The following is a 15,085-nucleotide window of genomic DNA, read 5'->3' as shown; positions in this document are numbered from 1 at the left end:
TCAGTCCAACGTCAATTTCCCCTGCTATTTATTACCAAAATCATTCACCTGTAATGAAACGTTACGCTTATATTCCACTGGTAACGATGATGGCATCATGTGCTGTTTTCAGTGGTAAGAAATCAAAGAAAACAACCGCGCCGACTGTAGCTGCAGCACCGGCAGCACCTGCTGTACCTTATAGCAAAGCCGGTGTAAAACCATATAACAATGTGGTGGTAAAAAGTATGCAAACCAAAGAAGGTTTAATTACAGTGCATACCACGCCAGAGTTCGATAGTGTATATTTTGAAATCGGTAAGAACTTACTGAACCGCGACATCCTTGTTGTGAATCGCCTTCTTTCTATTGGTGGTGGGTTAGAAGCTTATGCCGGTGAGGAAGTAAATAATCAAATGATTTACTTCGAGAAAGGTAAAGGTGAGAATATTGTGATGCGTTATAATATGGTGATTAGCGTTGCTAACCCAGATAATGACATTTTCCGCGCTGTGCAAATATCGAATGGTAACCCCATTTTGGCCACCTTCCCGATTAAAGCATATGGCAAAGATTCCAATAGCTATGTAGTAGATGCAACTAAGTTTTTAAAAGACCCGCAGAGTATCATCAATGCTACGGCACCTACCAATAAATCGTTTGACGGTAAAATGATGAAGGATAACGATGTTACGTACATTCGTACATATCCTAATAACATCGAAATTGGAACCATTAAAAATGGTAATGCTAAGGTAAATGGTAATAAGCCATTAACTGTTGAAACCAGTTCTTCTTTCGTATTGTTGCCTGAAAAACCTATGCAACGTAGGGTACGTGATCAACGTGTTGGTTTCTTCTATGATGATCTTGTAAAATTCTCTGATAAACAACAAGCAGCAGAAAAACAATCCTATATCACACGTTGGAAATTAGAACCTAAACCACAAGACGTAGAAAAATACAAACGTGGCGAATTAGTGGAACCGGCGAATCCTATTTTATACTACATCGATCCAGCTACGCCGAAACAATGGCGCAAATACTTGATCGCGGGTGTAAACGATTGGCAGAAAGCTTTCGAAAAAGCAGGTTTCAAAAATGCAATTAGTGCCAAAGAATGGCCTGAAAACGATACATCTATGCACATGGATGATGTACGTTATAGCTTTATCAACTACTTCGCTTCCGAAATCCCGAATGCTTACGGTCCGAATGTACACGATCCTCGCAGTGGTGAAATTATTCAATCACATATCGGTTGGTACCACAACGTAATGACGTTAGTACACGACTGGTACCAATTGCAAGCGGGTCCTAACGATCCAGAAGCACGTTATGCCGTGTTTAATGAGGAGTTGATGGGCCAATTGATTCGTTTTGTATCTAGCCACGAAATTGGGCATACCCTTGGTTTGTTGCACAACTTCGGTAGCAGCAGCAAAACACCGGTAGATAGCTTACGTAGCATTTCTTACTTAACGAAATATGGTCATACCGCTAGTATTATGGACTATGCACGTTTCAACTACGTAGCGCAGCCTAGTGATAAAATCCCGCAAGCTTTATTGTTCCCACGTATTAACGATTACGACGAATGGGCGATTGAGTTCGGTTATAAAAATACTTTCGCAAAAGACGAAGAAGAAGATAAGGTAATCATGCGCAGATTGGTGACGAAACGTTTGGCCGAGAACGACCGCTTATGGTGGGGTGATGGTGAGATGACGAAATTCGACCCTCGTTGTCAAACAGAAGATTTGAGTGATAATGCAGCGAAAGCAAGTACTTACGGTATCAATAATTTAAAAATTGTTGTACAGAACTTGCCTAAATGGACGATGGAAGAAAATGGTCAACGTGAAGTATACCGTCGCATGTATAAACAAGTAATTGGTCAGTACAATCGTTATGTAAACCATGTATTCCGTTATGTAGGTGCTGTACAATACGATGTACGTACAAACGAAGACACGCGCCCAGTGATGACCCCTGTTTCGAAAGAAACACAATTAGCTTCATTGGATTGGATCAATAAGGAAGTATTTACTACACCTACATGGTTAGCAGCACCGGCTGTACAAGACCAAGTATTGGTTATTGGCGAACAAGACGATGTACGTGCATTACAAGTAAAAGTATTGAATTCGGCTTTGGATGCAGGTTCATTGAACGTAGTAGCGAATTTATATAGCCGTTATGGTAGCAAAGCTATTTCTGTTGACGAGTACTTGGAGAAATTGCGTGTTGTGATTTGGGGTGATTTGAATAGCGGCAGTGTGAAAGTGGCATCAGAGCAACGTGCATTACAGAAAGCTTATATCGGTGCTTTGTATACGACTATCAAAAATATTAAACCAGAAATTGCTGAAACTGAAGCAGCGAGCATTTCCTACGGTGAAAGCAAACGTATTTATTCTATAATCAAGAACGCCATTCCACGTACAGGTGATGCATCTACAAAAGCGCACTTAGAATCGTTGGTAGCAAAAATTGATGCATTAAACAAAAACTAACCATGCCTACATCATCCAATCATAACGGGGATTCATTCGAAACATCGGCCTATATAGCGGAATTGCTACTACGCCGGGTGCAAGGAGTTATAACCGAAGAAGAAACAGCCGAACTAGAAGCTTGGTTGCAAACGCAACCACCTGCTAGCCGCGATTTCTATACCGATGCGTGCACCATGCCGCAATTGGAAGCCGGTTTGCAAACCATGCACAAGTTTGATGAAACAGCCGCATTGGATGATGTATGGAAACGTATTGGCATGTTGGAAACACGTACCGTGCCTGTTCGCAGGTTGTGGTTACGATGGACGGCAGCAGCTGCGTTGCTGGCGTTCGTTGTAAGTACGTCGATTATCTTCTTCAATCATAAGCAAAACACAACCCCAGGAGTTTCTACGGTAGCGCGTTACGGTGGTGATGCGTTACCGGCCGGAAATAAAGCCACGTTGGAACTCGCCGATGGTAGCGTGATTGATTTAAATAGCACGAAGAAAGGTAAAATCGACCAGTTCCAAGATGCCAATATTTTCAAACAAGATGATGAAACCATATCCTATGAGAATACCCTTGCCCAAAGCGAGGCGGATGTAACCTACCATAAAATAATAACACCACGCGGCGGGAAGTTTGATGTAGTACTGCCCGATGGAACAAAAGTTTGGTTGAATGCGGCTTCATCCTTGAAATATCCTACAGCGTTTATTGGTAAGGAAAGAGTTGTAGAGTTAAGTGGTGAAGCCTATTTCGACGTTGCAAAGAATGCGCAACAACCATTCACAGTTAGAACAATAGATACCAAACGCGAACCTTTGGAAGTACGCGTGTTGGGTACAGCATTCAATATCCAAGCATATAGCGACGAGCCACTTCGTACGGCCACGCTTGTGAATGGTAAAGTAAGTGTACAAAATAAGAACGACCGGGAGATACTATTGCCGGGTCAACAAGCGATGGTACATAACCGTCAACCCATGCAAGTACAAGTAGCCAATATAGAGTCGGTACTTGCTTGGAAAAACGGTTTGTTTATATACCACGATGCTTCTATCCAAGAAATAATGCGCGAGATTTCGCGTGTGTATGATGTTGATGTTGTGTTTGATGGCGACATTGCGCAACAGTTTGAAGGAACCATTCCTCGCAGCATGAAATTATCCGATGTTTTGAAAATCCTTGAATCCACGGGATGGGTTCAATTTAGTATTGTAGGAAAAACGGTCACAGTGAAACCGTTGTAATTAAAACCTAATCTAAACAGCTTATAGAATGCGTCTTGAAAAAATATTTCGTTTTGTTAGTAAGCCTTGTGCTCTACTGATTGGTTTATGCTTTGCGCAAACGATCGCGTTTGCGCAGCGTGTGAGCCTATCGGTGCAAAACACATCGCTCGTAAAAGTTTGTAAAGAAGTTGAAAAACAAACAGGCTACTACTTCGTGTATGCGAAGGATTTAAAAGAAGTGAATACACCGGTAACAGTTGATTTAAAGAATGAGCCGGTTCAATCGGCTTTAACCAAGATATTTAAGGGCTTGCCTTACCAATATGAAGTAATCGATAAAGTAGTATCTGTGAATACGAAAAAGGCAACTTCCAAATCGGCTGGTATTGCAGATATGCAAGACACTATTATCCTTAAAGGTATTGTAGTAGGAGAAAAAGATGAGCCATTACCAGGTGCATCTGTGATGTCGACGAAAACAAAGCGGATGGCGCTAACGAATGAAAAGGGGCAGTTTGAAATGAAGGGGGTGGCTTTAGATGAAGAGGTAGTGTTTTCATATATAGGGTATACACCTAAAAAAACAAGAGCAGCCGGTGGGGTTATTATTATGGTGCTCGAACCCAGCCAGAACCAACTCGATCAAGTACAAATACGTGGTTATGGCAAAACATCGCAGCGTTATAGCACAGGTAGTATTACCACGGTACAAGGCAAGGAAATTGAGCAGTTTCCAGTAATGAACCCATTGTTGGCATTGCAAGGTAAAGTACCAGGCATGACTATTTCACAGGTAAGCGCCAACCCTTCCGATCCTATTAAGATAGAAATCCGCGGTAGAGGATCACTAAATTCATCCATGCCGGCAGATCCATTGATTATTATTGATGGTATTCCAATTACGGTATTAGAATTAACCCCAGCTAATAGTACAGTAAACAGTTTTAGCCAAATAAATGCTGTTTCTCGTGGGTTCGACCAGTCTGGCCTTACGAATGGTATGAGTCCTCTATTCGGTGTGAATGTGAGCGATATTGAGTCTATTAGTGTTTTGAAAGATGCAGATGCCACCGCGATTTACGGAAGTAGGGGTGCGAATGGTGTTATCATTATCAATACAAAACGTGCGAAAGCCGGTCGGAATAATTTAACAATAGGTTATACTGCAGGTATTACGACTATTTCAAAGTTTTATGATGTACTGAATACGACTGATTATTTAAACCTGAGAAGAGAGGCATTTGCGAATGATGGATTAACACCCTCACTACAAAAAGGATCACCTGGCTATGCAGGCGATTTGTTGATATGGGATACAACGCGTTACACCAATTGGCAAAAATACTTGTATGGAGGTCAAGGATCTTACCAAAAAGTAAATGCAAACTATAGTGGTGGTACGGACCAAAATACGTATTCGTTATCGGGGAATTACACGAAAACGAAAAGTATTACATCATTGTCTGGTGATCAGCAGTCGGGAGGTTTTAATATGAGTGTGAATTCCAATAGTAAGAACAAGAAGTTTCGCGTAATGGGAAGTCTTACTTTGAATTTTACAAAGGATAACCAGGCGAATTTGATGGACCTTACCAACTTTGTACCCAATGCGCCGAGTTTGTTTAAAGAAAATGGAGAAATCAACTTTGCAGAGCTGAATGCAGTGCAAGCAATGGGGCTGTCGCTTATGAGTCTGAAGCAACCTATTGATAGGAAATCAATGTCAGTGAACGGTTCTTTTAACGCAGAATACCAATTTACAGATTACTTAACAGGAAATGTGGCCGTCACTTATAGTCGTAATACAGGTTCTACGGTGAAAATAGTACCTATTTCTTCCCTCGACCCTTCCACCAACCAGCGAACTGGGCAAAGAATGGTAGCTGATAATAAGAATACTACCATGACAGTTGAGCCTGGTCTACGATTTTCTAAGAATGTTGGGAATGGATTATTAACCGCACAATTAGGTAGTACGTATCAATCTACTTCGTCCAATATGTTATTGACTTCTGGTTCGAATTATTTAACGGATGATTTTCTTGGTTCGTTATCATTTGCGCCAACGATTAAAGCAACAGAAGCAAAATCACAATATAAGTATGTAGGTACATTCTTCCGTGCGGAGTATATCTATGAGATGAAGTACATGTTAAATCTGAGTGGTAGAAGAGATGGTAGCAGCAAATTTGGTCCAGGTAAACAATATGGCAATTTCGGAGCTATTGGTGCAGGTTGGGTGGCTTCTGAAGAAGAATGGTTAAAAGGTATATTGCCAAAGGAAATGTCGCTATTGAAGTTCTATGGTAGCTATGGTATTACAGGTGAGCAAGGTATAGGTGATTACCAATACTTAATTCAATGGGCTACGCAAAATGGCTTAGCTTCTTATGAAGGGGATATTATGCCCTTATTAATTTCTTTACAAGCAAATGATAAATTCCATTGGTCAAATTCTAAAATGCTAAACTTGGGTATTAACCTAGGCTTTTTCAACGATCGCCTTACTTTCAATGGCGAATGGTATCGCAAGATAAGTGACGACCAGCTTATTAGTTTTCCAACAGGAAGCTTTACCGGTTTTACAAGCTATACAGCCAATAGTCCAGCTTCTGTATTAAATACAGGTGTGAATGCCTCTTTAAGTGCACATATTATCCAAGGTAAAAAATGGAATTGGCGTACATCTTTTACTGCTTCTAATAATAGAAATGAATTGTTAAGCTATCCTAGTTTAGAGAAATCACCTTATTACTCTCGCTATGTGATCGGAAAACCTATTGATGAAGTGTATGTCTTGAAATATACAGGTATCGATCCTCAAACGGGTAAATACACATATTTAGATGCTAATAAAGATGGGTCTATTAAAACCAATTACAGTGTACCGGCAGGCACAAAAGATGATGATCGAGTGGTAGCGGTTACACCTACACCACGTTTGAATTTAGGTGGTAATACCGGCTTATCATATAAAAATATCAGCGTGGACATCTCGTTTTATTTTAAGAGAATGAATGCCTATAGCGCTGTTTCTCAACAAATGGGAGGCATAGGCAATGTTTCCTACGAGATGTATAGAAATCGTTGGACGCATCCTGGTCAAAATGCTACAGCGCCACGTGCAACCACTAATTTTGATGAAATAAGCTCAATGTTTAGATTATCAGATGGGCAATATGAAAAAGTGAATGTCTTTAGAATTAACCAATTAAGCATGAATTACATGTTGCCATCAAAATATTTACAGAAAGCTAAATTGAGGACTGCAAGTCTTGGTTTGGGCGTTAATAATTTGTTGTTGATTACGAATTACCAGGGTGTTGATCCAGAGGTAAACTATATGGCAACCGTTAGCTCAATGCCGCCAACACGCACATATACTATTACATTGTCGGTGGGTTTGTAATGTTTAATTTTTATTATCGCAATCATATGAATCTTAATAAAAACGTTTTAATAATATTTGCTTGCATATTACCTATCATAGGATGTAAGAAGATGATAGAGATAGATCCACCGAGCAATAGTATCGGGAATGAAAGAGCATTTGCAGATAATACAAAAGCTTATGCTGCTTTGTCAGGTGTTTATTCGTTGATGGTGAATAATGGTTTATCAATCATGAATGGTGGAGCTACTTATATAGGTGGCTTACTATCGGATGAATTGAAAAATTTGAATGCACAAGTTGATGTGGAGGCTTATGCATACTACACATCACAATATCATCAGAATTCTATCTTAGCAGATGGACCTATTTGGAATACTGGCTATAAGATCATCTATACAGCCAATTCGGTAATTGAAGGGGCTGCTGCTTCTACTTCTACATTATTTACGGATAGTGCACGTGCACAGATCAACGGTGAATGTAAATTTGTGCGGGCCTTGATGCATTTCTATTTGACGAACTTTTACGGTCCGATCCCAGTTGTTACTACTTCTAATATAAATGAAATACAATACTTAGAGCGTTCTACCCCAGGGAAAGTATATCAACAAATAGAGTCCGACTTACAAGAGGCTATCAACCAGCTACCAGCTAACTATAATGTTTCTGGTGGCGAACGTATTCGGGCTAATAAATATGTTGCTAAAGCTTTGTTAGCAAGGGTGTATTTGTACCAAAAGAAATTCCAACAAGCGAAGGAATTGGCGGAAGAATTAATCAATACCAATTTGTTCCCATTAGATCCAGATTTGAAAAATACCTTCGAGCCAGGTAGCAAAGAAACTATTTTTGGTCTAAAACTCAATTACCTTACAGCGTCGGGTAATGTTTTAATGGACCAGGAACTTATAGGTAATACTTTTGATTATGATCCTACTTTGGATTTTTTGTATAAAGATCCAACCTTTTTTGAAGGGTTTACTAGTTTTGTGCGACCTAAAAATATTTTCACCCCAACCATTATAAATACTTTTGAGGTGGGTGATCTACGTAGGGTAAATTGGTGCGATACTTTCCCTGTACCAGATGATGCACCATATAACGGGGTGGGTGATTTATTTCTGAAAAAGTATAGAGGTGTTGAAGCTAATACCTTTTATCCTCAACCACAAACGCTCGTAATTTTCCGTTCCGCCGAATTATACCTTATCGCTGCCGAAGCAAAAGCAGAGCTGGGAGATGCTACTGCTGCCAACGATCTCAATGTTGTGCGCAAAAGAGCCGGGTTAGAAAATACAACAGCCAGCGGAAAAGAAGCTTTGCTCAATGCAATTATGCATGAACGCCAAGTGGAATTTATGGGAGAGCAAGGCCACCGTTGGTTCGATTTAAAACGTCGTGGTTTAGCGAGTAGTGTATTATCGAAATTGACCTACAAACAGCCTTGGGTCGATTACCGCTTGTTGCTACCTATTCCAAAGGAGGATTTGCAAGCCAACCCAGCCCTCGGTCAAAACAAAGGGTACTAATATTTTCCTTTCGCCATTTTAACAGCCCCGTGATCTCAAACGGCGCGGGGCTTTACATAAAAACATGATTGCTATGAAAACATTCTTCACCTACGTATTCAGCGAAGCGGTATTAACATTATTGCGTTATTACATCATCGCAGGTATCGCATTTTTCGTGTTTTACAAACTATTGGCTGCAAAGCTTTTCAAGAACAAAATTCAAGAGAAGCAAGCCAAGAAAAAGGATTTCGCACGCGAGATCTTACATTCTTCTATGTCGTCTTTGATCTTGGCTACGGTTGCGATCTTTGCATTCTCGGATTTTGTACGCCCGTACTCGTTTATTTACATGGAATTGGATGCATACCCATTATGGTGGATTCCCATCAGTGTAGCTTTAGCGTTGGTAGTACATGATACGTACTTCTATTGGATGCACCGCATCCTTCACCACGATAAACTATTTAACTTCACACACCTCGTTCATCATAAATCTACCAATCCTTCGCCATGGACAGCCTACTCTTTCCATGTACTCGAAGCATTCGCAGAAGGCGGGGTAGTATTAGTACTGGTATTCGTGATGCCCATGCACCCATTGTCGGTGATGCTGTTTAGTTTATCGTCGCTATTGATTAATGTATATGGCCACTTAGGGTATGAAATCATGCCTAAAAACTTTAGAAAATCATTCTTGTTCGAGATTTTAAATACCTCTACCTATCACAACCTTCACCACTCAAAGTTCAAAGGCAATTACGGCCTCTACTTCCGTGTATGGGATCGTATGATGGGAACAGAGAATCCCCAATACGTTACATCCTATGATAAAATTCAAGAGAAGAGATTCGGTAAGGTTGACAACTAGTAATGCTAGTTCCTAATTCAAATACAAACCTTGTAAACGCTTGTTTGCAAGGTTTTTTTTATACTACATGATCCACATAATTGTTTGCATAGTTTGTTAATAAATAAGACAGCCCTTTTTGTGTTATCTTTACACAATAATTGAATAAGATGAAACAACAGAAAGTAACATTGTTCCGCCCCGTTAACCAACACGAATTAGCCCTTATCGCTGCCAGCAACTTCACAGCGTTTCCGCCACGTTTGCCGGATCAACCTATTTTTTACCCCGTTGCTAACTTCGAGTATGCCAAGCAAATTACGCTGGAGTGGAATGTGCCTGCATACGGTCAAGGTTTCGTTACCGCGTTTGATGTAGATGCCATTTTCCTACAGAAATACACGGTAGAGAACGTAGGAGGTGCATTACACGATGAATATTGGATTCCTTCGGAAGATCTATACTTATTTAACGAACATATCCGGGGACCCATCCGCGTAGTATTTGATGCGGCAAAAGATTTGTAGCATTTTACATACCGGCTTTGTAATTTTGTGCAGCACTAAAAAATGATGGTATGTACAATTTTACGAATGATTATAGCGAAGGATGTCACCCCAATATTCTAGCCGCTTTAGCTGACAGTAATCTCACCCAACAACCTGGTTATGGTAACGACGAGTTCACCTTGCAAGCCGTACAGTATATCCGCGAGAAATGTGGTGCTACGCCCGTAGATGTGCATATGGTAGCCGGCGGAACACTCGCTAACTTACTCGTTTTAGTGTCGGCATTAAAACCTTTCGAGTCTATTATTGCCGTAGAAACAGGACATATTAACAACCACGAAGCCGGTGCCATTGAAGCAACAGGACATAAGATTGAAACCGTGAAAACGCCAGATGGTAAACTACGCCCCGCAGATTTTGCACACTTGTTGAAGAAATTCCCGGAATATCATACCGTGAAACCCCGCATCGTGTACATTTCCAACACAACAGAAATAGGTACCCATTATACAAAAAGCGAAGTAGCCGAGTTATCCGCCTATTGCAAAGCAAATAACTTATTGCTTTTCATGGATGGTGCACGTATGGCCATGGGATTAATGGCGGAAGGAAACGACCTGCAACTGGCAGATATTGCCGCTTTAACCGATGTTTTCTACCTCGGTGGAACGAAAGTGGGGGCATTGCTGGGCGAAGCCATTATCATTAGCAATGACAGCCTCAAAAAGGATTTTAAATACCATATGAAGCAGCGTGGAGCCTTAATGGCAAAAGGAAGGCTTTTAGGTGTGCAATTCGCAGCGTTGTTGAAAGATGATTTGATGTTTGATTTGGCCAAGCATGCCAACGGGTTAGCACAACGCATGGCGAAGGTGTTCAGAGAATTGGGTTATGGTTTCCTCACACCATCTGTTACCAACCAAATATTCCCTATTTTGCCCAATGCGCTTATCACCGAGTTGTCGAAAGAATTTGGGTTCTTTAGTTGGAAGAAAATAGATGAATCCCATACCGCTGTTAGGCTCATTACCTCGTGGGCAACGCCGGCCGAGCAAGTCGATCGTTTTATAGCAGCTGTACAAGCCTACAAATCATAAAATTGAAGCATCCTCCTGGGATGCTTTTTTTATTTAGTAGGCGGCGGAACAACAATCAGTGGTTTAAAGCTGGCTAATAAGCTTTCTACTTCGTTGGGTAATTCTATACAATAAGGTACATGGATGCCTTTAGAGTTATTCGCGTTTTTTACCAGGATATCCCCATTAGGGAATTTGTATATTTCCGATACTTCGAAGTAATGCATCGTAATCTCGCCTTCTTTGCCTAGGGAAAGCATAATTTCATTGTCACTAATGGTTAAAACATACGCTTTAATTCTTCGCATTCGTTTAACAGCACGCCTAGGGGCCATGCTACAAAGGAAAACGATGAGTAATGGGATAAGGATAAGGGAGAAGAGATTTTTAGATTGGAAAACTTCGCTTATTGTGGGTTTGTAAGCATAGTAGTAACTACCTAAAATAATGAGCATCAATCCATAGAAAAAAAATAATTGCTGCCATAAACGCTTCCTAGCTCGTTGAATAAAGCTGGGATTCAAGAAAAATCGATGCATCGGTTGAGTTGGTCGTTAAATATATTGGAGGGCGAATGTAATTAAATTAAAGCATGATAAGTTTATTTGCCATCAAACTTCATACGAATATTTGATAAAACAATATCTTTTGCTATCTTGAATATACACACTCCTTTACCGTGAAAACATACATTTTCTTTATCACTTTCTTTATCACCCTTTTGGGGGGAATAACAATCGCAGCCGCACAGCCAACGTTGTACCTAGTGAAGAAAAAGAAAAAAGTGCGCGTCTATTTGCAAGATGAAATAGGCATAGCGACCATCAAAGATACATTGAATTACATGGGAAAAGACAATCCACTTCGCCCACTTATCCACAGTGTATCGCATGATAGTATTACGTTACAGCGTCCCCTTAAATACCACGACACGATTGTAATGAATGGTAATGGTTTACCGGCACCATACCGTTTTGTAAACGGGGAATGGGTTGGTGAAAGAAGAGCCACCTACCGGCGTACATATCTCGTAGTAGATAGCTTTGCATATCAATCATTCGCCTTAAAAGATATCACTAGTTTCGAATACGTGCTATTGCCGCATGATAATCGGGATTGCCAATATTGCTGGGTGCCACCTGTAACGATATATTTAATTGCCTACAATCGTAAACGTTGGCATTATCGCCGTATGCCTATTCGTGATAAACAATGGAAAATAGTTGTAGAAGATTCACTTCCTGTTGCCAAAAAATAAAGTACTTATCGATGAAGAAATTATTGCTGTTTGGAATGATATGCTGCGTGTTATTGGGTGAAGTACAATTTGTTGCTGCACAAACAACCATGTACCTTACAAAAGGTAGAAAGAAAGTACGCATATTACCCAATGACGATATAGGTATTGTAACCTCGAAAGATACCATACGCTATAATGAAAAGGATGTCAACCGTTGGTTAACTTACAGCATAACTACCGATAGTATTACCTTGCAAGCGCCATTAATAATTGGCGACACGGTAGAATATAACAGCCTGCAAGGAGGGAAGAATTGGCGATATGCCGGTGCTATTTTGATGGATAAGAAAACACACCTGTACAAACAGCTGTATGTGCAAATCGATAGCTTTCAATACAAAACCATTGCCTTTAAAGATATTCAAACGATCTATTATCCCATTCTGCCACCACGCACAGCTGGATGTATGGGCTGTATTATGCCACCGATTATTTTCTGGTTTCTCATACAAGAAAGACGTCGTAATAAACCACACGATTTCGATATGCAAAATAAATGGCAAATTATCACAGAACCCAATCCACCGAAAGAACAAGTATAACGCTTATTTTGCTTGTTGGAAAGCGCGCAGAAAACCATCGTAATCAGTAGGACTAATCATATACTTTTTATCAGCAGTTTCAATCAACACAAGTGAATCACGGTTGGTGGTCCAACTGCTGTAATGACCAATTTTGCTGGAATGAAACGACCCTATATATCCAAATAATCCACCAATCCCCATCGTACGCATCACAATACCTAATTCACTACGATCCAAATGGCGCGCAGCAGTAATCGATGCCAAGGGAATTCTTTTCTGCCCCACTAAACGGTGAATAATTAACTGTCCTTCTTCTATGGAATAGGATCGAGGACTTAATCCTAAGCTAATCAATACCACCACTAATAATATAGCGCCACCTACATACACGGGTTTTGCTGGATCAACAAAGCCAGTATACAATAAACCGAGGGTTAGTAATACGATGCAGCCGGAAGTGATCTTGCCAAATGTGTCGAGTTTTGTTTCAAAGCGCATAGGAGAGGAGTTGTTGTTGCACAATATAAGGAATTTAGGTCGCTTTGTGAAGGTTGGTTGATATGTCAATGAATTAAAAATCAATTGGTCGTACGCATAACTTTGTTTAAATTGTATATCTAAAACCATACATCTTATGAACCACCTCGAGATTAAAGCAGCGATTCAAATTGCGAAACCCATCCAGGAAGTATTCGAAGCCATTGTAGACCCGCAAAAGATGTCGAATTATTTCATCGCGAAAGGTTCTGCCCGTATGGAAACCGGCAAAACGGTTACTTGGCAATTCCCCGAATTTCCCGATCAATTCAACATTACTGTATTATCCGTATCTGCACCCAGTGCTATTGCTTTCGAATGGGAGGGAGCAAAAGATCATGTATTGAAAGTAGATATGCAACTGCAAGATAAAGGTGCAGCAACCGTTGTACGCATTACAGAAGGAACGATGCCGAATGATGAAGAGGGTATTAAATGGTTAAGGGGTAATACGGAAGGTTGGGCTAATTTTTTAGCTTGTTTAAAAGCTTACTTGGAGTATAACATCAATCTTCGCACTGGTGCTTTCGATTATATGAAAGGATAATGATTAATTTTACAACCTACCATATTAGGTAGTTCATTCTCCTATGTACGCTTTCTTATTGTATTTTCATTCTTATGTTAGGTGGCTGGTTTTACTCAGCCTATTATTCGCTTTATTCCGTGCTTACCGTGGTTGGAAAGGTCACAAATCCTTTTTGCCGGTAGATGATGGTGCCCGGAAGGCAGCTGTAAACTTCGCCAACTTGCAATTTACTATTGGCGTGGTATTGTATATTGTAAGTCCTATCGTGAAATATTTCTGGGGCAATTTTGTGAAAGCTGAACAAATGCGGGAGTTCCGCTTCTTCGGGATGGAACATATTACGATGATGACCATCGCTGTAGCAGTCATCAATATCACCGTAACAAAAAGCAAACGCAAATCAACCGACCACGAAAAGTTTAGGATCATGGCCATTGGCCTTAGTATTGCTCTATTCCTTGTATTAACTTCAATTCCTTGGGGCGGATCGCCTTTAATTAGTAGACCTTACTTCCGCGGGTTTTAATTCCGTATGATTTCCATCGACTTACACAACCAAAGTGCTCGATAGTTGTTAGAACTTGTATTAACCTGCAAAACTTAACGTTATCAAGCATGGCAGTGCATCCATTGTGCCTATTACAGGTGCAAGCTAACCTATTCTGCATTTCCCAGCCAATTCAGCTTTTTAACATGGATTATTGTTTTAGTGCAGAATTGCCTGGTAATGTCTATTACCGGGCTTTCGCGGTTTTCTTCTTCGCTAACAGCTCATTTTGCGCGCCTGCATATTCCGCCATTTGTTGAATAAGCTCGTATGGAATGGCTTCCGATTTGGGGAACTGGGCAGCACTTTTCGTTAATTTATAAGGCTTTAACTCCTTTTTAAAGGCCTCGTATACCCCGTACGTTGGGGGAATATACACAGCATAATGCGCTTTACAGGAAGCATAATAAATTACCGCGCCATGAACTTTAAAAGTAGGCATCTGGTAACTGATTACTTCTTCCGCTGTAGGTAATGCTTTACGAATGGCTGCACGTATTTTTTTCAGCACAGCTTGATCCGCTGCTGGAAACTGGGCTATATATTGTTCCGGGGTTTCGAAGGTAGCTGTTTTCATCATACAAGATATTTCTATA

Annotated in this window: 14 protein-coding genes; 11 read left to right on the top strand and 3 right to left on the bottom strand. The window is 40.5% G+C overall.

Annotated features, from left to right (window positions below):
• Positions 1 to 53: 53 nt before the first annotated feature.
• From LX64_RS07355 to LX64_RS07325, 7 genes are all read left to right on the top strand, one after another.
• Positions 54 to 2,495: a zinc-dependent metalloprotease gene (locus LX64_RS07355; protein ID WP_111596951.1), complete on the top strand. Its 2,442-nt coding sequence runs from the start codon at positions 54 to 56 to the stop codon at positions 2,493 to 2,495.
• Between the two features lie 2 nt (positions 2,496 to 2,497).
• On the top strand, positions 2,498 to 3,733 hold the full coding sequence (locus LX64_RS07350) for a FecR family protein (RefSeq protein ID WP_111596950.1): 1,236 nt from the start codon (positions 2,498 to 2,500) through the stop codon (positions 3,731 to 3,733).
• Positions 3,734 to 3,761: 28 nt separating this feature from the next.
• Positions 3,762 to 7,124, top strand: coding sequence for a SusC/RagA family TonB-linked outer membrane protein (locus LX64_RS07345; RefSeq protein ID WP_111596949.1), 3,363 nt, complete (start codon positions 3,762 to 3,764; stop codon positions 7,122 to 7,124).
• A gap of 92 nt (positions 7,125 to 7,216) precedes the next feature.
• Complete coding sequence (locus tag LX64_RS07340; protein ID WP_158538566.1) at positions 7,217 to 8,638, top strand: RagB/SusD family nutrient uptake outer membrane protein; 1,422 nt, start codon at positions 7,217 to 7,219, stop codon at positions 8,636 to 8,638.
• 73 nt (positions 8,639 to 8,711) lie between these two features.
• Entirely contained in the window at positions 8,712 to 9,488 is a 777-nt protein-coding gene (locus LX64_RS07335; RefSeq protein ID WP_211324760.1) for a sterol desaturase family protein, read from the top strand.
• A 149-nt stretch (positions 9,489 to 9,637) separates the two neighbouring features.
• Positions 9,638 to 9,994, top strand: coding sequence for a hypothetical protein (locus tag LX64_RS07330; RefSeq protein ID WP_111596947.1), 357 nt, complete (start codon positions 9,638 to 9,640; stop codon positions 9,992 to 9,994).
• Between the two features lie 50 nt (positions 9,995 to 10,044).
• Positions 10,045 to 11,073: a threonine aldolase family protein gene (locus LX64_RS07325; protein WP_111596946.1), complete on the top strand. Its 1,029-nt coding sequence runs from the start codon at positions 10,045 to 10,047 to the stop codon at positions 11,071 to 11,073.
• Positions 11,074 to 11,102: 29 nt separating this feature from the next.
• Here the strand turns inward: LX64_RS07325 and LX64_RS25825 are convergent, their stop codons facing one another.
• The gene (locus LX64_RS25825) at positions 11,103 to 11,360 is read right to left on the bottom strand and encodes a hypothetical protein (RefSeq protein WP_148707232.1); all 258 of its coding nucleotides are present in this window, start codon (positions 11,358 to 11,360) and stop codon (positions 11,103 to 11,105) included.
• Between the two features lie 371 nt (positions 11,361 to 11,731).
• Here LX64_RS25825 and LX64_RS07315 point away from each other — a divergent pair, with 371 nt between their 5' ends.
• Together LX64_RS07315 and LX64_RS07310 are read left to right on the top strand one after the other, a co-directional pair.
• On the top strand, positions 11,732 to 12,310 hold the full coding sequence (locus LX64_RS07315) for a hypothetical protein (RefSeq protein WP_111596944.1): 579 nt from the start codon (positions 11,732 to 11,734) through the stop codon (positions 12,308 to 12,310).
• An 11-nt stretch (positions 12,311 to 12,321) separates the two neighbouring features.
• Positions 12,322 to 12,894, top strand: coding sequence for a hypothetical protein (locus tag LX64_RS07310; protein WP_148707231.1), 573 nt, complete (start codon positions 12,322 to 12,324; stop codon positions 12,892 to 12,894).
• A gap of 3 nt (positions 12,895 to 12,897) precedes the next feature.
• Here LX64_RS07310 and LX64_RS07305 read toward each other — a convergent pair whose 3' ends face one another.
• Positions 12,898 to 13,374: a PH domain-containing protein gene (locus tag LX64_RS07305; RefSeq protein ID WP_158538565.1), complete on the bottom strand. Its 477-nt coding sequence runs from the start codon at positions 13,372 to 13,374 to the stop codon at positions 12,898 to 12,900.
• A 136-nt stretch (positions 13,375 to 13,510) separates the two neighbouring features.
• Here LX64_RS07305 and LX64_RS07300 point away from each other — a divergent pair, with 136 nt between their 5' ends.
• Positions 13,511 to 13,960: an SRPBCC domain-containing protein gene (locus tag LX64_RS07300; protein ID WP_111596941.1), complete on the top strand. Its 450-nt coding sequence runs from the start codon at positions 13,511 to 13,513 to the stop codon at positions 13,958 to 13,960.
• Positions 13,961 to 14,003: 43 nt separating this feature from the next.
• A complete protein-coding gene (locus tag LX64_RS07295; protein ID WP_111596940.1) occupies positions 14,004 to 14,468 on the top strand; it encodes a hypothetical protein in 465 nt (154 codons plus the stop codon).
• A gap of 208 nt (positions 14,469 to 14,676) precedes the next feature.
• Here the strand turns inward: LX64_RS07295 and LX64_RS07290 are convergent, their stop codons facing one another.
• The gene (locus LX64_RS07290; RefSeq protein ID WP_111596939.1) at positions 14,677 to 15,069 is read right to left on the bottom strand and encodes an iron chaperone; all 393 of its coding nucleotides are present in this window, start codon (positions 15,067 to 15,069) and stop codon (positions 14,677 to 14,679) included.
• Positions 15,070 to 15,085 lie beyond the last annotated feature (16 nt).

Source organism: Chitinophaga skermanii, assembly GCF_003259335.1.
GTDB lineage: Bacteria > Bacteroidota > Bacteroidia > Chitinophagales > Chitinophagaceae > Chitinophaga > Chitinophaga skermanii.
This window is presented reverse-complemented; position numbering and strand designations above follow the sequence as displayed.

Bases quoted from the DNA above. Each gene is read 5' to 3' on its own strand.
- LX64_RS07355 (WP_111596951.1), top strand. From the start codon at position 54: ATGAAACGTTACGCTTATATTCCACTGGTAACGATGATGGCATCATGT.
- LX64_RS07350 (WP_111596950.1), top strand. From the start codon at position 2,498: ATGCCTACATCATCCAATCATAACGGGGATTCATTCGAAACATCGGCC.
- LX64_RS07345 (WP_111596949.1), top strand. From the start codon at position 3,762: ATGCGTCTTGAAAAAATATTTCGTTTTGTTAGTAAGCCTTGTGCTCTA.
- LX64_RS07340 (WP_158538566.1), top strand. From the start codon at position 7,217: ATGATAGAGATAGATCCACCGAGCAATAGTATCGGGAATGAAAGAGCA.
- LX64_RS07335 (WP_211324760.1), top strand. From the start codon at position 8,712: ATGAAAACATTCTTCACCTACGTATTCAGCGAAGCGGTATTAACATTA.
- LX64_RS07330 (WP_111596947.1), top strand. From the start codon at position 9,638: ATGAAACAACAGAAAGTAACATTGTTCCGCCCCGTTAACCAACACGAA.
- LX64_RS07325 (WP_111596946.1), top strand. From the start codon at position 10,045: ATGTACAATTTTACGAATGATTATAGCGAAGGATGTCACCCCAATATT.
- LX64_RS25825 (WP_148707232.1), bottom strand. From the start codon at position 11,360: ATGCGAAGAATTAAAGCGTATGTTTTAACCATTAGTGACAATGAAATT.
- LX64_RS07310 (WP_148707231.1), top strand. From the start codon at position 12,322: ATGAAGAAATTATTGCTGTTTGGAATGATATGCTGCGTGTTATTGGGT.
- LX64_RS07305 (WP_158538565.1), bottom strand. From the start codon at position 13,374: ATGCGCTTTGAAACAAAACTCGACACATTTGGCAAGATCACTTCCGGC.
- LX64_RS07300 (WP_111596941.1), top strand. From the start codon at position 13,511: ATGAACCACCTCGAGATTAAAGCAGCGATTCAAATTGCGAAACCCATC.
- LX64_RS07295 (WP_111596940.1), top strand. From the start codon at position 14,004: ATGTACGCTTTCTTATTGTATTTTCATTCTTATGTTAGGTGGCTGGTT.
- LX64_RS07290 (WP_111596939.1), bottom strand. From the start codon at position 15,069: ATGATGAAAACAGCTACCTTCGAAACCCCGGAACAATATATAGCCCAG.